Here is a 20,281-nt window from a genome sequence, read left to right on the forward strand (position 1 = left end):
CGCCCCGCTTGCGGGGTGAAGGCGGGCGCTTGTGCGCCACTGGCGCACGCCCGACTGAACGCCCTTGCGCTACGTGCAAGGGCCGGGGGCAGAGCGAGGGACAGCGTTGCGCAGCAACGCAGGGTGAGGGGGCGTGCGCGGGGCGAAGAGCGCCCTTCATCCGCCCTTCCCTCAACGGGCTGTCGCCCGTTTCGACCTTCTCCCCGCTATCGCGGGGAGAAGGGCAAGGCGATGCTCCGGATCAACGCAACTCGCGTCTCAGGAACTGAAACCCCCGCGCGCTAAACTCCGCGCCTCGCTTTTTCCGAATCGTTCCCGTGACCGAACCGAACCACGGCGCGCGCAAGGCCGCGCTGATCTTCATCTTCGTCACCGTCCTGATCGACATCCTCGCGTTCGGGCTGATCATTCCGGTGCTGCCGCTGCTGGTGAAGCAGTTCGCCGGCGGCAGCACGATCAGCGCCGCGCACTGGATCGGCGTGTTCGGGGTGCTGTTCTCGGCGATCCAGTTCGTATTCGCGCCGGTGCAGGGCGCGCTGTCGGACCGCTACGGCCGCCGTCCGGTGATCCTGCTGTCGTGCTTCGGCCTGGGCGTCGACTTCATCTTCATGGCGCTGGCCAATTCGATGCCGTGGCTGCTGGTGGGGCGGGTAATCTCGGCGGTGTTCTCCGCCAGCTTCACCACCGCGAACGCCTACATCGCCGACATCACCGCGCCGGAAAAGCGCGCGCAGGCGTTCGGCATGCTCGGCGCCGCGTTCGGCCTGGGCTTCATCGTCGGCCCGGTGCTGGGCGGCTGGCTGAGCGTGATCGACCTGCGCTTCCCGTTCTGGGGCGCGGCGATCCTGGCGCTGTGCAACTTCATCTACGGCTGGTTCGTGCTGCCCGAGTCGCACCCGCGCGAGCACCGCTCGCCGACGTTCGACTGGCGCCACGCCAATCCGCTGGGCTCGCTCAAGCTGCTGCGCAGCTACCCGCAGATCTGGGGCCTGGCGGCGGTGGTGTTCCTGCTCAACCTCGCCCACTTCGTCTATCCGAACATCTTCGTGCTGTTCGCCGACTACCGTTACCACTGGGGCCCGGAAGCGGTCGGCAGCGTGCTCGCGATCGTCGGCGTGTGCGGGGTGATCGTGCAGGCGGTGCTGGTCAGGCACGCGGTCGCGGCGTGGGGCGAGCGGCGCACGCTGATGGTCGGCCTGTGCGCCGGCATCGTCGGCTTCACCATCTACGGCTGGGCGCCGACGGGAATGCTGTTCCTGGTCGGCATTCCGGTCATGGCGTTCTGGGGCTTCTCGATGCCGGCGACGCAGGCGCTGGTGACCAAGCAGGTCGACCGCAGCGTGCAGGGCCGCGTGCAGGGCGCGCTGAGCAGCCTGATGAGCCTGGCGGGCATCCTCGCGCCGCAGTTCTACACCGGCATCTTTGCCTGGTTCATCGGCGACCATGCGCCGGCGCAGCAGCCGGGCGCGCCGTTCTGGGCCGCGGGCCTGCTGCTGGTGGTGGCGCTGGGCATGGCGTGGCGCTTCGCGCGCGCGCCGCAGGCGGTGCCGCAGCCGGCGTAAACGCTGTGCGCGCTTAGAACGCCAGCTTGTCGAGCTGGTCCTGCGGCAGCGGCATCAGCGCCCAGAACGGTACGCCGCGGTCGCCCCATTCGGCGGCCGCCTCGTTGAGGATGTCGAGCAGGGTGGCGAAGTTCTCGTCGTCGGCCTGGCGCCACGCGTCGCCGTGTTCCAGCAGCAGCACGTAGCCCTCGGCGCGCATCCACGACAGGTCGCCGAGGCAGTCGGCCAGGGCGTCCAGGTTGCGCCCGAACCAGGCCGGGAACTCCAGCGCGGCGGCGAAGCGCGCCAGCATGTCGTCCTTGCCGCGAACGCCGCCCAGGTCGATCTGGGTGACCATGAAGTCGAGTGCGCGCGCGGCGGCGGCGAGCGCGGCGGTTTCGCGCGCATCGACGAAGTAGGCACCGCCCTGGGCGGGATCGGCCAGTACCTCGCGGACGTCAACCGCCATCATGGCGCCACCTCGAACCGCTGGAAGCTGCGGTAGTGATCATCCGTGTACCAGTACTCGCGGGGCGGCTGGCCGCCGGTGATGATGCGGCGTGCGCCGCGATCGCGTGAGCCGGGCGTCTCCACCGTGAACTCGCGGTAATAGCCGCGCGGCTGCGCGGGCAGGCGGCGTTCCCGGTTCTGGAACACGCCGCCGTCCTGGCGGTATTCGTACGGACCGCCGCGGGCGATGCGCGCGAGGACCGCATGCGCCTCGGTCGGCAGGAAGGCCGGATAACCCGCGGCCGGTGCGTCCGCGCGGGTCGCTGGCGGCGCCGGCACGGCCTGCGGGGTCGCGACCGGGGCGCTGGCAGGCGCACCGGCGCTGCTGACGGGTGCGGACGCGTGCGGTTGCAGCCATAGCCACAGGCCGAGCGCGAGAAGGGCGGCAACGATGATCCAGCTTGAACGACGCATGCACCTGCATCATGCAAGGGTGATGCCAGCCGTCGGAATCGCCGGAAATGCCGTGGAAACACCGTGGAATCGGGCGTCCCGCGCACGCGGGCGAGCCGGCTACGGCGGCGATGGAGCCGGGGCGGCAGCTTCGGCCCCATCGCCGGCGCGGACTTGGACGCTGCGCGTCACCCGCAACGGACGTTGGTGACGGTGTTGCCGGCGTCGACGTCGAGGTTGAGGCGGTTGCCGTTGAACTCCATGGTCACCGCCTGGCCCGGCTTGAGCGTGCGTGCGGTTTCGGCGCCGGCGGCCAGCCGCGCCTGGTCGATGACGTCGGGCGATGCCATCTGCCCCACGACGCTGCGCGCGGCGTCGGCATTGCAGCCGCCCACGGTGCTGTTGGTGGTCGTGGTGTCCGCGGCGCCCGTGGTGGTTGTATCGGTCGCGGCGGTCTGCGCGTCCGCGGCCATGGTGGCCTCCGCCGAGGCGCTGGACTCGCCGGTGCTGGCGCAGGCCGACAGCAGCACCAGCAATGCGGCGGCGAGGGGAAGGGTGGGACGGAACATGCGCGACTCCTGGGGGACGGAGCCGCGAGTGTGGCAGCGCGTTCGTTTGCCACGGGTCAACGCGCGACTCCGGCGCGCGCTGCGCGCAGCGCGGCAATACGACGCGGCCGCCGTGCGCGATGAACAGGCGTGACGCGCGTTCGACGCCTGTACGCGCCTCAGCGCGCCGCGGTCGTCGTCGCTGTCGCGGCGCGCTCCTGCCGTTCGAACTCGCGCATGGCCAGCGGCGTGAGCGCGACGGTGTAGCGCTTCGCATCGGCGCGGGTCAGGTGCGACCACTCGGGCAGCTCGTAGCCCTGCAGCTGCGGGTAATCCTCGAAGTGGATGCCGGGCAGGCCGGTGCGTTGCAGCAACACGTCCCAGGTCGCGGCACGCGGCAGCACCTTTCGTTCGAAGGCGTAGTACGCGCCGGTGCTGGGCGGGCGCACGAACACCACGCGCACGCCGCGCGCGCGCAGCGTCGCCACCGCCTTCGTCGCGCGATCGATCTGGGTGGCGACCACCTTCTGCAGCTTGGCCGGCGTGTCCAACATCGGCGGCGGCGGGCCCTGCAGGCGGTGCAGCCAGACGCGGCGCGTCAGCGCGCGATAGTCCGGATCGGTTTCGACCTTGCCCCAGATGTGCGTGTCGCGGTCGGGCCCCATCTCCATGAGCTTGCGCACCGGCATGTCCTGGCGCAGGCCCGGCCGCAACGGCCAGTCCTGGCGCAGCAACACCGTCGGCAACGCGAAGTCGGGGTCGTAGAAGGCGAAGTAGGGCTCGAGCAGGCGCTTGGACAACCAGTGGCCGCTGCGCTGCGACGGTCCCTGCCGGTGGTAGTGGGCGATCGCCTCGCCGCGGTAGGCGAAGCCGCTGAAGAACAGCTCCGGGGCCACGCCGACCAGCAGGCGCCCGGTGAAGTTCGGATCGGCGGCGAGATCCTCCAGCACCGGCACCGGCGAGGTGCCTTCGAGCGCGAGCTGGATCGGCCGCTCGCCGGCGATCGCCTGCCACTGCGCCAGCTGCACGTCGAACAGCACGCGCGAGGAGCCGACCAGCACGGTGCCGCCGCCTTCGCCCGCGTCGATGCGGCGGCGCTGCTCGGCCCAGGCGCCGTTGCTGTTGCGGTAGCCGGGCGTGGCGCCGAAGTCGCGCCAGTAGCCTTCCCACGCCGCCAGCAACAGCAGGAACACGGCGAAGGCACCGAACACGATCCGCCGCCACGGCTGCGGCGGGATGTCGCGTTCGGGCACCGGCTGGGCGACGCCGGGGCGGTCCGAAGCGGTGAGGCGGACGAAGCCCGGGCGCTCGAAGCGTTCGCGGGCGAGGGATTCGCGCGGGGCGGTGCCGTCGGGGACCATCGTGGCGCCTGCGTCAGAACTGGAAATAGATGAAGGCATTGCCCGAACCCTGCGTCGCGGCGACGGCGAACGCCATCACGCCCATGCACGCCGCCAACGGCACGGGATGCCGCTGCGCCAGCATCGCCTCCAGCGTGCGGCGTCGCATCAGCCAGTGCGCAATGACTATTCCGGTCACGATCAATGCGACCGTGGTCAGCTGCGCGGTGTGCAGGATCGGCGCCGCGCCGGGGTTGCCGCCGAACATGCCGCGCAGCACCGTCCACGCCTGGCCGAAGCCTTCCGCGCGGAAGAACACCCAGGTGATGTTGACCAGCGCATAGGTGAGCAGGCCGAGTCCGAACACCGCGAGCGGCCCCGGCGCGTAGCCGGCGAAGCGCGTGCGCAGCGCGCGTTCGACCGCCAGGTACAGGCCGTGCAGCCCGCCCCAGACCACGAAGGTCCAGCTCGCGCCGTGCCACAGCCCGCCCAGCAGCATCGTCGCCAGCAGCGCGAAGTAGGTGCGCGCGGCGCCGTGGCGGTTGCCGCCCAGCGGGATGTACAGGTAATCGCGCAGCCACGCCGACAGGGTGATGTGCCAGCGCCGCCAGAAGTCGGAGAAGCCCACCGCTGCGTACGGGAAGCGGAAGTTGTCCGGCATCGCGAAGCCCAGGCACATCGCCGCGCCGATCGCGGTGGTCGAGTAGCCGGCGAAGTCGCAGAAGATCTGTCCGCTGAAGGCCAGCGTGCCCATCCACGCGTCGAGCGCGCCCGGCGCGCCGGCCATCGGCGAATACACGTCTTCGGCCGCGGGGCCGAGGAAGCCGTCGGCGAGCACCACCTTCTGGAACAGGCCCAGCGTCATCAGCGCGAGGCCGAAGTACAGCTGCTCGCCGCTCGCGCGCCGCGGTTGCGCGAACTGCGGCACCAGCTCGGTCGGACGCATGATCGGTCCGGCGACCAGGTGCGGGAAGAAGGTCACGAACAGTGCGTAGTCGAGGGCATTGTTCGCCGGCTTGGCGCGGCGCAGGTAGATGTCGAGCGTGTAGGACAGCGTGGCGAAGGTGTAGAAGGAGATGCCGACCGGCAGCACGATGTCGAGCTTGGGCGGCTGCCAGGCCACGCCCAGCGAGGCCAGCAACGCGGCGAAGTTGGCGGTCAGGAAGCCGCCGTACTTGAAGTAGCCGAGCATGCCGAGGTTGACCACCACCGACAGCAGCATCCACGCGTGGCGCGAGGCCGGCTTCTGCGCATTCACCAGCTTCTTCGCCGCCCACCAGTCGACCACCGTGGACACCCACAGCAGCACGACGAACGGCGGGTTCCAGGCGGCGTAGAACAGGTAGCTCGCGATGAGCAGGTTGATTTTTTTCGTGGTCCAGCCCAGCGGCAGGCGGTGCAGCACCAGCACGCAGGCGAAGAACACCACGAAGGTCAGCGAGTTGAAGACCATGTGGAGCGCGTTCCGGCGGCCGCGAATGCCGCCCATGAGAAAACAAACGCCGATCGCACCGTGCGGACGGACAGCCCCGGCGCACCCCCGCACGGGGGATTGATCGCGTCCATGCGGCAGCGCCGCAGGCAGGAGCGCGACATGGCGCACGCGGTCACCTTCAGCGTCCCCGCGCGCGCTGGGGCCGAGACATCGAGTTCGTGGTGAAGCGCGACGGCGCGCGTTTCGGCACGCTGCTGGTCTCGAAAGGCGCGGTGGAATGGCGCCCGAGCACCAAGGTCTACCGCAGTCGGCTGCGCTGGGAGCGTTTCGACCCGCTGATGCGCGAGAGCGGGCGCAGGGTGTAGCGTGCGGGGCCCTGCCCGGGCCCACGACCGTGACCGCGAAACCCTACGCCCCCGCCTGCGAACGCAACCGCGATCCGATCCTCGCCGTGCTGCGCGAACACTTTGCATCGCGCCGGCGCGTGCTGGAGATCGGCAGCGGCACCGGCCAGCACGCCGTGCATTTCGCCGCGGCGATGCCATGGCTGGCCTGGCAGTGCTCCGACGTCGCGGAGAACCTCGCCGGCATCCGCGCCTGGCTGGACGAGGCCGGCCTGGCGAACACGCCGGCGCCGCTCGTGCTCGACGTGCGCGATGCGTGGCCACCGGCAACGTTCGATGCGGTGTTCAGCGCCAACGCCTTGCACATCATGGGCTGGGCCGAAGTCGAAGCGTTTTTCGCCGGGGTCGATCGCGTGCTCACACGCAGCGACGGCGTGCTGGCGGTGTACGGCCCGTTCAACTACGGCGGCGAGTACAGCAGCGACAGCAACCGCGACTTCGATGCGTGGCTGCAGGCGCGCGATCCGCGCTCGGCCATCCGCGACTTCGAGGCGGTGGACGTGCTGGCGCGCAACATCGGCCTGGCGCTGGTCGCCGACGTGGCGATGCCGGCGAACAACCGCACGCTGGTGTGGCGGCGTTGAGCCGTTGAGCTGTCCGATCTCCCTCTCCCCGTCGCCTGCGACGGGGAGAGGGTGCCGAAGGCGGGTGAGGGGGCGAGCGCAGCGAGCTGCTTCTGCCTTTGGCTCTGACTCAAAGCACGGCGTAAGTAACAGCAGCTCGCAGTGCTCGCCGCCCCTCATCTGCCCTTCGGGCATCTTCTCCCCGCAGGCGGGGAGAAGCGTTCGTCCTGATGGAGCATCAAAGAGGACAAAGAAAAAGCCCCGCCGAAGCGGGGCTTTTCTCAAATCGGTACATGCCGTGGATCAGGCGACCTTCACGATCCGCAGCGGGTTGCTCCATTCCTTCAGCAGCTCGGCCTCGCGCGCCTTGGCCTTGTGCAGGTGGTCTTCCTTGACGTGGCCGTAGCCGCGGATGTGCTCCGGAATCGAGGCGATCTCCGCCGCCAGGTCGACGTTGCCGCGATCCAGCTTGCCGAGCAGGCCGTCGACCGTCGCGAAGTAGTCGACGATCAGCTGGCGCTCCATCCTGCGCTCCTCGGTCTTGCCGAAGATGTCGAAGGCGGTGCCGCGGAAGCGGCGGGCCTTGGCCAGCCACTTGAACGCGGTGAACACCCACGGGCCGAATTCCTGCTTGATCAGGCGGCCCTGCGCGTCCTTCTTCGCCAGCAGCGGCGGGGCGAGGTGGAACTTGAGCTTGTAGTCGCCGTCGAACTGCTGCTCCAGCTTCTTCTGGAAGTCGCCGCTGGTGTAGAGGCGCGCGACCTCGTACTCGTCCTTGTAGGCCATCAGCTTGAAGGCGTAGCGGGCGACGGCTTCGGTCAGGTCGGTCGAGCCCGCCGCCTTCTTCTCCTCGGCCGCGCGCACCCTGGCGACGAAGTCGCTGTAGCGCTTGGCGTAGGCGGCGTCCTGGTAGTCGGTGAGGAAGGCGACGCGGCGCGCGACCAGCTCGTCGAGCGAACGCGACAGGCGCGCGTCGTCGAGCGGCAGGAACGCGACGGTGTCGCCGCTGCTGGCGTGCGCCGGCACGTGGCGCAGCTCGTCGCCGTCGCGGGTCTTGAGCGGCGCGGCATTCGCGCCCCACTCGTGGCCTTCCCACTCGCCGGCCTTGAGCATCGGCAGTTCGTGCGGGGTCGCTTCGGCGGCGGTCGGCGCGTTGCGGATCAGGCCGGCGGCTTCGGCCACGGCGGTCGGATCGATCGCGGCCAGGCGGCCCCAGGCGAACGCGGTCTTGTTCATCTCGATCGCGGCGCCGTTGAGTTCGATCGCGCGCATCAGCGAATCAAACGCGATCGGCACCAGACCCTGCTGCCAGGCATAGCCGAGGATGAACAGGTTGGTCGCGATCGCGTCGCCGAGCAGCGCGGTGGCGAGCTGGGTGGCGTCGACCACGTGCAGGCGTTCGGCGGCCTGTTCGCTGGTGCCCAGCGCCTTGGAGATCGCGGAAACGATGTCGGTGGCCGGGAACTGCATGTCCGGACGCGTGGTGAAGGTGCCCGGCATTGCTTCGTAGCTGTTGAGCACGACGTTGCTGCGGCCGGTGCGGATCTTCGACAGCACCCAGTAGTCGTTGACCACGACCATGTCGCAGCCGAGCACGAGGTCGGCTTCACCGGCGGCGATGCGCACGGCGTGGATGTCGGCCGGCGTCCTGGCGATGCGGATGTGCGTGGTGACGGCGCCGCCCTTCTGCGCGAGACCGGTCTGGTCGAGCACGGTCGAGCCCTTGCCTTCCAGATGCCCGGCCATGCCGAGCAGCGCGCCGATGGTCACGACGCCGGTGCCGCCGACGCCGGTGAGCAGGATGTTCCAGGGCTGGTCGAGCGCGGGCAGGGTCGGCATCGGCAGATCGGCGAGGCGGTCCTTGGCGTTGCTGCCCTTCTTCTTCTTCAGACCACCGCCTTCGACGGTGACGAAGCTCGGGCAGAAGCCGTTGACGCAGGAATAGTCCTTGTTGCAGTTGGACTGGTCGATCTCGCGCTTGCGGCCGAATTCGGTTTCCTTCGGCAGCACCGAGACGCAGAACGACTTCTTGCCGCAGTCGCCGCAGCCTTCGCACACCAGCGAGTTGACCATCACCCGCTTCTGCGGATCGACCATCTTGCCGCGCTTGCGGCGGCGGCGCTTCTCGGTGGCGCAGGTCTGGTCGTAGATCAGGACGGACACGCCCTTCACTTCGCGCAGGCGCTTCTGCACCGCGTCGAGTTCCTTGCGGTCGTAGTACTCGACGCCGGCCGGGAACAGCTCGCGACCCGGCTGGTTCCACGAGGTCCACTTGGCGATGTCGTCGGAGACCAGCACGATCGTCTGCACGCCCTCGCTGCGCACCTGGTGTGCGATCTGCGGCACGGTCAGGGTGCCGTCGACCGGCTGGCCGCCGGTCATCGCGACTGCGTCGTTGTAGAGGATCTTGTAGGTGATGTTGACGCCGGCGGCGATCGACTGGCGGATCGCCAGCGAACCCGAGTGGAAGTAGGTGCCGTCGCCGAGGTTCTGGAACACGTGCGGCGTGTCGGTGAACGCCGACTGGCCCGCCCAGGTCACGCCTTCGCCGCCCATGTGGGTGAAGGTGTCGGTGCTGCGGTCCATCCAGGTGACCATGTAATGGCAACCGATGCCGCCCAGCGCGCGCGAACCTTCCGGCACCACCGTCGAGGTGTTGTGCGGGCAGCCCGAGCAGTAATGCGGCACGCGCGGGAACTGCGCGCGCGGCAAGGCGAGTTCGGATTCCTTCTCCGCCATCCACTTGAGCACGTTCTCGATGTGCTCGGTGTTGTGGAACTTCTGGATGCGCTTGGCGATGACGCCGGCGATGCGCGCCGGGGTGAGTTCGCCGGTGCTGGGCAGGATCCACTCGCCGCTTTCGTCGTACTTGCCGACGATCGACGGACGGCCGCCACCGTCCCAGTTGTACATCGACTCCTTCATCTGGCTTTCGATGAAGGCGTGCTTCTCCTCGACCACCAGGATGTCCTGCAGGCCGCGCGCGAAGTTGCGCAGGCCGACCGGTTCCAGCGGCCAGGTCATGCCGACCTTGTAGACGCGGATGCCGAGGTCGGCGCAGGCGCGCGCGTCCAGGCCGAGGTATTCCAGCGCCTGCAGCACGTCGAGGTAGGACTTGCCGGTGGTGATGATGCCCAGGCGCGCGTTCGGCGAATCGAGCACGATGCGGTCGATGCGGTTGGCGCGGGCGAAGGCCTGCGCCGCCTTCACCGCGTACTGGTGCAGGCGCATTTCCTGGTTCAGCGGCGGATCCGGCCAGCGGATGTTGAGGCCGCCGTCGGGCATCTCGAAATCGGTGGGGATGACGATGTCGAGCGCGAGCGGGTTGACGTCGACCGACGCCGACGACTCCACGGTCTCGGCGATCGTCTTGAAGCCGACCCAGCGACCGGTGTAACGCGACATCGCCCAGCCGACCAGGCCCATGTCGAGGATGTCCTGCACGCCGGCCGGGTTGAGCACCGGCATCATCGCGCTGACGAATTCGTGTTCGGAGCCGTGCGGCAGCGTCGAGGAGCGGCAGGCATGGTCGTCGGCCGCCAGCGCGAGCACGCCGCCGAACTTGCCGGTGCCGGCGGCGTTGGCGTGCTTGAACACGTCACCGCAGCGATCCACGCCCGGGCCCTTGCCGTACCACATGCCGTAGACGCCATCGACCTTCGCGCCGGGGAACAGGTTGGTCTGCTGCGAGCCCCACACCATCGTCGCGCCGAGGTCTTCGTTGAGGCCCGGGGTGAACTTCACCCCCGCCTTCTCCATGTGCTTCTTGGCGCGCCACAGCTCCAGGTCGAAGCCGCCCAGCGGCGAGCCGCGGTAGCCGGAGATGAAACCGGCGGTGTTCAGGCCCGCGGCCTGGTCGCGCAGGCGCTGCATCAGCGGCAGGCGCACCAGCGCCTGCACGCCGGACAGGTAGATGCGGCCTTCGACGCGGCTGTACTTGTGATCCAGCGTGTAGTCGGGATCGACCACCGAGTTGGTGAGCGACGTATTGGCCGAGGACGGCGAGCTGAGTTCGGCTGTGCTGGTCATGGGGCGTGACTCGTGGCGCGCGGCGGGGGCCGCGGGTGGCTGCGGTACACCCGGCACTGCGCCCCACGACCGGCAGGTCGCGGGCAAAGTCCCGAGCAAAGACTCGGAATTATAACAGCCGGGGCCGACCGGCCTTGGCCCGCAAAGCGCCTCCCCCGCAGGCGGGGACGGGGTCCGGGGTCAGGCCTGGCCCGCGATCCAGCTGCTGCGGACCTGCAGGGCGGCGTCCAGCGCCACCAGGTCGGCGCGGTAGCCGGGGGCGATCCGGCCCAGCTCGCCGCCCAGGCCGAGGAAATCGGCCGGATAGGCCGAGGCCATCCGGCAGGCCTCGGCCAGCGGCAGCCCCAGCCGCTGCACGGTGTTGCGCACCGCCGTGGCCATGTCCAGGGCCGAGCCGGCCAGGGTGCCGTCGGCGGTGGTGCACTTGCCGTCGCGGCAGGTCATCGCGACGCCGTACAGGGAAAAGTCCGCGCGCTTGCCGCCGACCGGCGGCATCGCATCGGTCACCAGCAGCATCTTCCCGGCCGGCTTGGCGGCGATGGCCACGCGCAGCGCGGTGTCGTGCACGTGGTGGCCGTCGACGATCAGCCCGCACCAGCTGCCCGCATCGGCGAGCGCGGCGCCGACCGCGCCGGGGTCGCGGCTGAGCAGCGGCGTCATCGCGTTGAACAGGTGGGTGACGCCGCGCACGCCGGCGGCGAAGGCGGCGGCGAGCTGTTCGCTGCTCGCCGCGGTGTGGCCGGCGCAGACGATCACGCCACGCGCCGCCAGCGCGCGCAGGGTCCCGGGTGCGAAACGCTCGGGTGCCAGCGTGAGCATGGTGCGGCCGACACCGAGCGAGGCGACCAGGTCGAGCTCGCCGGCATCGGGGCTGTGGAACTTGTGCGGGTCGTGCACGCCCTTGCGCGCTTCGGCGAGGTACGGCCCTTCCAGGTGGATGCCGAGGATGCCGGGCACGTCCTGCGCGATCGCCTCGCGCACCGCGGCGATCGCGCGCTGCATCACCGCGACATCGTCGCTGATCAGCGTCGGCATCAGCCCGGTGGTGCCGAAACGGCGGTGCGCGGCGGCGATCCGACGCAGGCCGTCGACGCTCGGCGTGTCGTTGAACAGCACGTCGCCGCCGCCGTTGACCTGGGTGTCGATGAAGCCCGGCACCAGGTAGCCGCCCTGCAGGTCGACCGCCTGCGCGCCGGTCGCAGCCTCGCCCGGCAGCAGCGCGACGATGTGGCCGTCCTCGACCACCACGCTGACGTCGCGCTCGAAACCGCGCTCGGTCAGCACCTGGCCGTTGCGGAAGACGAGCGGGCGGGGCGGTGCGTTCATGGCGGACAGTCTCGCTGATCGGCGGGTGCGGCGCGCGGATTGATCCATACGCCACGCGCCGTCGCAATGGCCGCGCGGCGAAACGCTGGCGCCGTGCGGGTCCATCGTGCCGCGATTGTTGCTAACGTCGCGGACCTTCCGGGACGGGTGGAGCGGTGGCATGCAGTCGAGGGCAGGGCGGGTCGATGGGCGCCGGTTGGCATGCGGAGCGCGTCCATGAGCGCCGCCCGGCAGCGCTTCGTCGCCGCCGACGTCGGCGGCACCAATGCGCGCATCGCGCTGGTGCAGTCCGGCGACGACGGTCGTCCGGCCGTGCTTGCCTACCGCCGGTATCCATGCGGCGACTACCCCGGCCTGGGCGCGATCCTCGCCGACTTCGTCGCCGGCCACGCCGCGGGCTTCGGGCGCGCCGACTTCGAACGCATGGCCATCGCCAGCGCCGGGGTGGTGCTCGACGGCGAAGTCATCAACTCCAACCTGCCCTGGCGCATCGTCCTGGGCGACCTGCGCCGCGAGCTGGCCCTGCGCGAGCTGCACGTCATCAACGACTTTGCCGCGGCCGCGTACGGCTCGCAGCAACTGGCGCCGGCCGATTCGCGCCTGCTCACGCCGGGCGTGGTGCAGGCCGCGCCCGGGCCGGCGCTGGTGATCGGGCCGGGTACCGGCCTGGGCGCCGCGGTGTGCCTCCCGCAGCCGCGGGGCCTGGTGGTGCTGCCGAGCGAAGCGGGCATGGCCGCGTTCGCGCCCGGTACCGCGCGCGAGATCGAGGTGCTGCGCTGGCTGCAGCGGCGCGGCCGGCACGTGGCGACCGAGCAGCTGCTCTCCGGCCCGGGCCTGCGCAACCTCTACGAGGCGCTGTGCGCGCTCGACGGCACGCCGCCGCAGCTGCACGCGCCCGCCGCGATCAGCGACGCCGCGCGCCGCGGCGATGCGCTCGCGCGCGAGGCGGTGCTGGGCTTCTGCGCGCTGCTCGGCAGCGTGATCGGCGACCTCGCCATGGTCAGCAGCGCGCAGGTCGTGCACGTGGCCGGCGGGATCGTGCCGCAGCTCGCCGACTTCCTGCCGCAGAGCGACTTCCGCAGCCGCCTGGTCGACAAGGGCGCGATGCGCGCGGTGCTCGAGCGCGTGCCGGTGTGGCTGATCGAGAACGAACGGCTTGGCGTCATCGGCGCGGCGAGCTGGTACCTGCAGCACTTGCGGGAGCGGGGCGGCGCCACCCCCTGAGCCCGGCGGAACGGGCGCCGGCTCGCGCCCGCGAAGCGCCAGATCCGGCAAAGTCGCGCCGCGTGCGGGACATGCCCGCCGCCGCCGACGGCGGTACGATGCCGGCGGGAACTGGGGATCTTGATATGTCTATTCGTACGCTTTGCCTGCTCATCGCGGGCTTGGCCGCGGCCGGCGGCGCGCATGCGCAGTCGCTGGGCAAGCCGGCCGAGTTCTATTTCGACGCCGATCCGTCGACCACGCGGCCGGTGGTCGCGGTCAAGGAATCCGGCGATGCCGCCGTGCAGAAGCTGCTGAAGGCCATCGAGCGCGATCCGCGCGCGAAGGCCGAGCACGCGCAGCTCGCGCACCTGGCGATGGACGGCGGGCGCACCGACCTGGGCCGGGAGCTGTACAGCCGCGCCTTCACCCGCATCAGCGAGAACGATGCGATGTGGCGGCCGCTGGTGTGGAACTACGGCTGGGACCTTTACCGCAGCAACGATGCCGTTGGCGCGCTGGTGCAGTGGCAGCGGCTGGTCAGCGCGCGCCGCAGCAACGCCAGCTGGGTGCCGCCGACGCTGGCGCTCGCGCTGTGGAGCGCCGGCCAGAAGGAGCAGGCAGTGCAGTGGTACGCCGCGGCGGTGCGCACCGAGCCGCAGCTGTGGCGCGACCCGGCCAACTTCCCGCGCCTGCTGCCCGATTGGCGCGACGCCGAGCGGGCGACGCTGGCCGAAGTCCAGGCGGCGTGGGCGAGCAATCCGCCGCAATGGCCGTAAGCCACCCGCGGGCGTAGTCAGCTCCGCCATGCCGCGGCGCATGGCGGCGTCGCCGCACGCGCGGCGACGTACAACGTGACGACAGTCGCACAACCCCCGTCGCTACCGCTAAAGTGGGTCGGGCCGGAGAGGGACCGGTAGCGCCGCAGCTCGCGGCGACCGGAGCCGGCTTACAGGGGGCGGACACGATGTCCTTGTCGGAACTGAGCGTCATGGTCGTCGAGGATCACGGCTTCCAGCGCCGGATGGCGCTGCGCCTGCTCACCGACCTGGGCATCGGCGAACTCAGCGAAGCCGCCGATGGCCACAGCGCGCTGCACCTGCTGGAAGGGATCGGCGCGCCACCGGACGTACTGCTGGTCGACCTCGACATGCCCGGCATGGACGGCATCGAATTCATCGGCCACGTCGCCCAGCGCCAATTGGCGCGTGCGGTGGTCGTCGCCAGCGCGCTGGATCCGGCCCTGCTCAATACCGTGCAGAACATGGCCCGGGCCTACGGCCTGCGGGTGCTCGGCAGCGTCGAGAAGCCGCTGACCCGCGACAAGCTCGCCCACGTGCTGGCCAGCTACGACGACCAGCTGCACGCCTACGACGACGATGAAGTCGTCGAGGTCACCGTGCAGGCGATCCGCGACGCGCTGGCCAGCAACGAGATCGAGCCGTGGTTCCAGCCGCAGGTGGAACTCGGCAACGGCCGGCCGGTCGCAGTGGAGGCGCTCGCGCGCTGGCGTCGCCGCGACGGCCGCATCATCCGCCCCGCGCACTTCGTCGCGCTGATCGAGCGCGAGGGCCTGGTCGGCGACCTCACCGACCACATGCTCACCCAGTCGTGCCGCTGGAAGCGCCATTGGGACCAGCACGGCGTGCGCCTGAACCTCGCCATCAACGTCTCGCCGCAACTGCTGGCCGACGAAAGCGCCGCCGACCGCTACCAGGACATCGTGCGCCGGCAGGGCGTGGAGCCCAGCGAGGTCGTGCTGGAAATCACCGAGAGCTCGGTGATGGCCGACGCCGCGCGCGGGCTGGGCGTGCTCGCGCGACTGCGGCTGAAGGGCTTCGGCCTGTCGATCGACGACTTCGGCACCGGTTATTCATCGCTCGCGCAGCTGTCGCAGATCCCCTTCACCGAACTCAAGATCGACCAGGGCTTCGTCTCCGGCGCGCACCACCAGCCGCGCAAGCGCGCGGTGATCGAAGCCAGCCTCGACCTCGCCCGCAAGCTGCAGCTCGACGTCGTCGCCGAAGGCGTGGAGACGGTGGAGGAGTGGCAGATGCTCGCCGAACTGGGCTGCGGCATGGCCCAGGGCAACCTGATTTCCTCGCCCGTGCCCGGTAGCGACGTGGCCGCCGCGCTCGGGCGCTGGCGCCGGCCCGAGTACTGAGGCGGCGTGGCCGGCCCGCACCGCACCGGCAGGACCTGAGCAGTGCGCGCGCTGCTTGCCCGCTACGGCCTCCGCCAGCAGTTGTGGGCGCTGTTCGGTCTGTTCCTGCTCGCCGGCGCGACGGTGCTGGTGCTCGACGAAGTCGCCCAGTACCGCGCGCGGCAATCGCTGCTGGCGCTGCGCGGCGAATCGCTGCTCGCCCGGCGCGAGATCAAGACCGTCTCCGACGCCTACGGCCTCGACGTCATCGGCACCACCTTCCGCACCCGCAACTACCTGATCACCTGGGAGGAGGGCGTGGCGGCGGTCGACGCGGCGCGCGCGCGGATCGACGCCAGCTGGGCGTCGCTGCAGCGGTTGCCGCGTACGCCGGATGAGGTGGTGCATTTCCGCGCCGCCGCGCGCGAACGCGTGGCCGCCGACGCGGCGATGGTGGAGCTGCACGCGATCCTGCAGCGCCAGGACATCCACGCGCTCGGCCGCTTCGCCGACACGCGGCTGTTCCCGGCGATCGATCCGGTGACCGCGCGCCTGCAGATCCTGTCCAACCTGGCCACGGCCAAGGCCGACATGGTGGTGAATCGCAACCTGCGCGATAACCGCCGCGTCAGCGCACTGCGCATCGGCATCTCGCTGGCCACGCTGCTGGTGGTCGCGCTGATCGGGCGCACGATCCTGCGCAACGCCTACCGCGGCGTTGAGAGCCTGACCTTCCTCGCCCGGCGCATGCGCAAGCACGACTACACGGCGATGCCGCGCTACCTGCCGGAAAGCGGCGAGCTGGGCATGGTCGCCGACGCGTTCCTGGAGATGCGCCGCGACGTGCTCGGCTTCGAGACCTCGCTGACCGAACAGCTCGCGCGCAACGAACGGGTCAATGCCGAACTCGCCCGCCGCGAGGCGCTGCAGCGCTCGCTGATGGACGCCGCGCCCACCGCGATCGCGGCGATCGACAGCCAGGGACGCTACTTCCTGTTCAATCCCGGCGCCGAGCGCCTGTTCGGCCACCGCGCCGAAGACTTCATCGGCAAGGACGCGCCGATGCTCGACAGCGTCGGCGATTTCGCCCCGGCGCTGGTGCCCGCCGACAGCTACGCGCGCCTGGCCCAGTTGCTGAGCGAACGCACCGGCAAGCCCGTGCCCCCGGACTGGCGCGCGCTGCGCACCGCGGCCGAAGTCGGCATGCCGCCGACCGAGACCCTGATGCTGCATCGCGACGGCCACATCGTGCACGCGCTGCTCGCACTCGCGGTGATCCCCGACGAACTGCACGGCGGCAACGGCCTGCTCGGCGTCGCCGTCGACCTCACCCGGATCAAGCAGCTGGAAGCCGACCTGCGCGCCAGCGAGGCGCGCGCGCAGGAAGCCAACCGCGCCAAGTCCTCCTTCCTCGCTGCGATGAGCCACGAGATCCGCACGCCGATGATCGGCGTGACCGGCATGATCGAGATCCTCGCGCATTCCCGGCTCGACCACGACCAGCGCCACGCGCTCAACGTGATCCAGCAGAGCTCGCAGTCGCTGCTGCAGATCATCGGCGACATCCTCGACTTCTCGAAGATCGAGGCCGGGCGCCTGGAGATCTCGCCGAGCGTGGTGAACCTCGCCGCGGTGGTGCGCAGCACCGCGGCCAACTACACCGGCGCCGCCTCGAGCAAGGGCCTGTCGCTGACCTGCGAGATCGACGAGCGCATCGGCCCCGCGCACAGCGCCGACGCGCTGCGGCTGCGGCAGATCCTCGGCAATTTTCTCTCCAACGCGGTCAAGTTCACCAGCAGCGGCGGCGTCGAGGTCGCGCTGGAATGGCGCGGCGAGGCCGCGCCGGATCCGGCGCACCCGCTCGGCGCCGACCTGCTGAGCTTCCGCGTCACCGACACCGGCATCGGCGTCAGCGCGGAAGCGCAGCAGCGCCTGTTCCAGCCGTTCGCGCAGGCCGAGGGCGACACCACCCGGCGCTACGGCGGCACCGGCCTGGGCCTGGCGATCTGCGCGCGCCTGGGCGAGCTGATGGGCGGCCTGGTGACGATGGATTCGGTGCCGCAGATCGGCACCACCATGCGCCTGGCGATCACCCTGCCGCGCGCCGCGGCCGACGAGTTGCCGACGGACACGCTGCCCAGCGGCCAGCGCGCCGACTTCCGCCCGCGCCGCCTGCCGACGGTGGCGGAGGCCGAGCGCGAACGCAGCCTGGTGCTGCTGGTCGACGACCATCCCACCAACCGCATGGTGATCGCGCGCCAGCTGGCGCTGGCCGGCTACGCCAGCGAAGCCGCCGAGGACGGCGTGCAGGGCCTGGAGCGCTGGCGCAGCGGCCGCTATGCGCTGGTGCTCTCGGACATCCACATGCCGCAGATGGACGGCTATGCCCTGGCCGGGCGCATCCGCGAGGAAGAACGACGCAGCGGCCTCGCGCGCACGCCGATCATCGCGCTCACCGCCTCGGCGCTGAAGGGCGAGGCCGAACGTTGCCTCGGCGCGGGCATGGACGATTACCTGGCCAAGCCGGTGGCGGTGGCGGTGCTGGCGACGACGCTGCAGCGCTGGCTGCCGCACACCGTCGCCGACGAAACGGACGCCGACGCTGCCGGCGCGACGGAAACGGCGAACGCCGGCGCCGCGCTGGCCGCGGGCGGATTCCCGCAGCTGGACGCCGCCCCGCCGCTGCTCGACTACGCCGCGCTGCGCGAACTCAGCGGCGGCGACGACAACGATGCCGCGGCGGTGCTGCGCGAATTCCTCGACGCGACCCTGCAGGACCTCGCGCTGCTGGAAAAGACCCGCGAGGACGGCGACATCCCCGCGATCACCCGCCAGGCGCACAAGATCAAGGGCGCCGCGCGCCTGGTCGGCGCCGACGAACTCGCCCACGCCGCCACCGCGCTGGAAGCCGCCGGCCACTCCGGCGAATGGCCGGCGATCCTGCCGCATTTCGCGCAGGTGGAAACCGCGGCGGAGCGGCTGAAGCTGTTCGTGGCGGAGCGGTATCCCGCATAACGGACGCACTGCCATGTCCGGCACGGCAGCAAGCATGCGTCGGCGCTAGGATGCCGGCTTCCGCCCAGGATTCCGTCCATGCGCAAGCTCCTGCTCGGCTTCGCCCTCACGCTCCCCCTCACCGCCATGTGCGCCGACCGCATCACCGGCCAGCCGTTCGCCACGCGCAGCGAGGTCTACGCGCCGCATGCGATGGCCGCGACCTCGCACCCGCTCGCCACGCAGGTCGCACTTGACGTGATGAAGGCCGGCGGCAGCGCCGTCGATGCGGCGATCGCCGCGAATGCCGCGCTCGGGCTGATGGAGCCGACCGGCAACGGCGTCGGCGGCGACCTGTTCGCGATCGTGTGGGATCCGAAGACGAAGAAGCTCTACGGCTACAACGGCTCGGGCCGCTCGCCGAAGTCGCTCACGCTGGCCGAGTTCCGCAAGCGCGGCCTCACCGAGATCCCCGCGCACGGGCCGTTGCCGGTCACCGTGCCGGGCACGGTCGATGCATGGTTCGCCCTGCACGGCCGCTTCGGCCGCAGGCCCATCGCCGACGACCTCGCGCCGGCGATCCGCTACGCGCGCGAAGGCCATCCGGTGCACGAGGTGATCGCGTACTACTGGGGCCGCAGCGTGCCGACGCTGTCGAAGTGGCCGGGCTTCGCCGAGCAGTTCACCGTCGACGACAACGGCAAGCGCCGTGGTCCGCGCACCGGCGAGATGTGGAAGAACGTCAATCTCGCCAGCACCCTGGAGAAGATCGCCCGCGGCGGCCGCGACGCGTTCTACCAAGGCGACATCGCGCGCACGATCGACGCCTACTTCAAGGCCAACGGCGGCTTCCTGTCCTACGACGACCTCGCCAGCCACCACGGCGAATGGGTCGAGCCGGTCAGCACCAACTACCGCGGCTACGACGTGTGGGAACTGCCGCCGAACGGCCAGGGCATCGCCGCGCTACAGATCCTCAACCTGCTCGAACCCTACGACCTGAAGCAGTACGGTTTCGGCAGCCCCGAACACGTGCACCTGTTCGCCGAGGCGAAGAAGCTCGCCTTCGCCGATCGCGCGGCTTCGTATGCCGATCCCGACTTCTACAAGACGCCGGTGGCGAAGCTGATTTCCAAGGACTACGCACGCGAGCGCGGCAAGCTGATCGCGATGGACAAGGCGATGAAGGCCGCCGAGCCCGGCGTGATCCCGCAGCTCAACGAAGGCGACACCATCTACATGACCGTCGCCGACGCCGACGGCATGATGGTCTCGCTGATCCAGTCCAACTACCGCGGCATGGGCAGCGGCATGGCGCCGCCGGACCTGGGCTTCATCCTGCAGGACCGCGGCGAACAGTTCGTATTGAAGGACGGCCACCCCAATTCGTTCGCGCCGGGCAAGCGGCCGTTCCACACCATCATTCCCGCGTTCGTGACCAGGAACGGCAAGCCGTGGCTCAGCTTTGGCGTGATGGGCGGGGCGATGCAGCCGCAGGGCCACGCGCAGATCCTGATGAACCTGATCGACTTCGGCATGAACCTGCAGGAAGCCGGCGATGCGCCGCGCATCCAGCACGACGGTTCCACCGAACCGGCCGGGCAGGCCACCGCGATGACGGACGGCGGCGAGCTCGACCTCGAATCCGGCTTCGCCTACGAGACCGTGCGCGCGCTGATGCGCAAGGGGCATTCGGTGCGTTACGCCGACGGTCCGTACGGCGGCTACCAGGCGATCATGGTCAACCCGCACGGCGGTTACATCGGCGCCAGCGAATCGCGCAAGGACGGCCAGGCGGCCGGGTACTGAGCGTGGCGCAACGCGTTTCCGATTGCCGCGTGGCGTGGATGGC

The 20,281-nt window shown here is 70.3% G+C and carries 15 protein-coding genes; 8 read left to right on the plus strand and 7 right to left on the minus strand.

Annotated features, from left to right (window positions below):
• Nucleotides 1–308: 308 nt before the first annotated feature.
• Entirely contained in the window at nucleotides 309–1,562 is a 1,254-nt protein-coding gene (locus tag H8B22_RS07585; protein WP_187713571.1) for a TCR/Tet family MFS transporter, read from the plus strand.
• A gap of 13 nt (nucleotides 1,563–1,575) precedes the next feature.
• On the opposite strand, the gene H8B22_RS07590 is transcribed toward H8B22_RS07585, so the two are convergent.
• The 5 genes from H8B22_RS07590 to H8B22_RS07610 all read right to left on the minus strand — a co-directional run bounded on the left by H8B22_RS07590 (nucleotide 1,576) and on the right by H8B22_RS07610 (nucleotide 5,785).
• Nucleotides 1,576–2,010 carry a barstar family protein gene (locus H8B22_RS07590; RefSeq protein ID WP_225876158.1) on the minus strand — a complete coding sequence of 145 codons (435 nt, stop codon included), beginning with the start codon at nucleotides 2,008–2,010 and terminating at the stop codon, nucleotides 1,576–1,578.
• The gene (locus tag H8B22_RS07595) at nucleotides 2,010–2,465 is read right to left on the minus strand and encodes a ribonuclease domain-containing protein (RefSeq protein WP_187710857.1); all 456 of its coding nucleotides are present in this window, start codon (nucleotides 2,463–2,465) and stop codon (nucleotides 2,010–2,012) included. The genes H8B22_RS07590 and H8B22_RS07595 overlap by 1 nt, the downstream gene beginning before the upstream one ends.
• A gap of 167 nt (nucleotides 2,466–2,632) precedes the next feature.
• Complete coding sequence (locus H8B22_RS07600) at nucleotides 2,633–3,013, minus strand: I78 family peptidase inhibitor (RefSeq protein WP_208456878.1); 381 nt, start codon at nucleotides 3,011–3,013, stop codon at nucleotides 2,633–2,635.
• A gap of 158 nt (nucleotides 3,014–3,171) precedes the next feature.
• Entirely contained in the window at nucleotides 3,172–4,353 is a 1,182-nt protein-coding gene (locus tag H8B22_RS07605; protein WP_187710858.1) for a hypothetical protein, read from the minus strand.
• Between the two features lie 13 nt (nucleotides 4,354–4,366).
• Nucleotides 4,367–5,785: an MBOAT family O-acyltransferase gene (locus H8B22_RS07610; RefSeq protein ID WP_187710859.1), complete on the minus strand. Its 1,419-nt coding sequence runs from the start codon at nucleotides 5,783–5,785 to the stop codon at nucleotides 4,367–4,369.
• 200 nt (nucleotides 5,786–5,985) lie between these two features.
• Here H8B22_RS07610 and H8B22_RS07615 point away from each other — a divergent pair, with 200 nt between their 5' ends.
• Both H8B22_RS07615 and H8B22_RS07620 read left to right on the plus strand, forming a co-directional pair.
• Nucleotides 5,986–6,132 (plus strand): hypothetical protein, encoded by a 147-nt coding sequence (locus H8B22_RS07615; RefSeq protein WP_187710860.1) that lies wholly within the window; start codon nucleotides 5,986–5,988, stop codon nucleotides 6,130–6,132.
• A gap of 29 nt (nucleotides 6,133–6,161) precedes the next feature.
• Entirely contained in the window at nucleotides 6,162–6,755 is a 594-nt protein-coding gene (locus H8B22_RS07620) for a DUF938 domain-containing protein (protein WP_187710861.1), read from the plus strand.
• A 282-nt stretch (nucleotides 6,756–7,037) separates the two neighbouring features.
• On the opposite strand, the gene H8B22_RS07625 is transcribed toward H8B22_RS07620, so the two are convergent.
• Together H8B22_RS07625 and nagA are read right to left on the minus strand one after the other, a co-directional pair.
• On the minus strand, nucleotides 7,038–10,763 hold the full coding sequence (locus H8B22_RS07625) for an indolepyruvate ferredoxin oxidoreductase family protein (protein ID WP_187710862.1): 3,726 nt from the start codon (nucleotides 10,761–10,763) through the stop codon (nucleotides 7,038–7,040).
• A gap of 180 nt (nucleotides 10,764–10,943) precedes the next feature.
• Nucleotides 10,944–12,089: an N-acetylglucosamine-6-phosphate deacetylase gene (nagA, locus tag H8B22_RS07630; RefSeq protein WP_187710863.1), complete on the minus strand. Its 1,146-nt coding sequence runs from the start codon at nucleotides 12,087–12,089 to the stop codon at nucleotides 10,944–10,946.
• Between the two features lie 216 nt (nucleotides 12,090–12,305).
• On the opposite strand from nagA, the gene H8B22_RS07635 reads away from it, so the two are divergent.
• The 5 genes from H8B22_RS07635 to ggt all read left to right on the plus strand — a co-directional run bounded on the left by H8B22_RS07635 (nucleotide 12,306) and on the right by ggt (nucleotide 20,238).
• Nucleotides 12,306–13,313 carry a glucokinase gene (locus H8B22_RS07635; RefSeq protein WP_187710864.1) on the plus strand — a complete coding sequence of 336 codons (1,008 nt, stop codon included), beginning with the start codon at nucleotides 12,306–12,308 and terminating at the stop codon, nucleotides 13,311–13,313.
• A gap of 125 nt (nucleotides 13,314–13,438) precedes the next feature.
• A complete protein-coding gene (locus H8B22_RS07640; protein WP_187710865.1) occupies nucleotides 13,439–14,071 on the plus strand; it encodes a tetratricopeptide repeat protein in 633 nt (210 codons plus the stop codon).
• 188 nt (nucleotides 14,072–14,259) lie between these two features.
• The gene (locus H8B22_RS07645) at nucleotides 14,260–15,456 is read left to right on the plus strand and encodes an EAL domain-containing response regulator (RefSeq protein ID WP_187710866.1); all 1,197 of its coding nucleotides are present in this window, start codon (nucleotides 14,260–14,262) and stop codon (nucleotides 15,454–15,456) included.
• 42 nt (nucleotides 15,457–15,498) lie between these two features.
• Complete coding sequence (locus tag H8B22_RS07650) at nucleotides 15,499–18,450, plus strand: response regulator (RefSeq protein ID WP_187710867.1); 2,952 nt, start codon at nucleotides 15,499–15,501, stop codon at nucleotides 18,448–18,450.
• Between the two features lie 78 nt (nucleotides 18,451–18,528).
• Nucleotides 18,529–20,238: a gamma-glutamyltransferase gene (gene ggt, locus H8B22_RS07655; protein WP_187710868.1), complete on the plus strand. Its 1,710-nt coding sequence runs from the start codon at nucleotides 18,529–18,531 to the stop codon at nucleotides 20,236–20,238.
• The last annotated feature ends 43 nt before the right edge of the window (nucleotides 20,239–20,281 follow it).

Source organism: Lysobacter terrestris (assembly GCF_014489475.1).
Classification (GTDB): Bacteria; Pseudomonadota; Gammaproteobacteria; order Xanthomonadales; family Xanthomonadaceae; genus Agrilutibacter; species Agrilutibacter terrestris.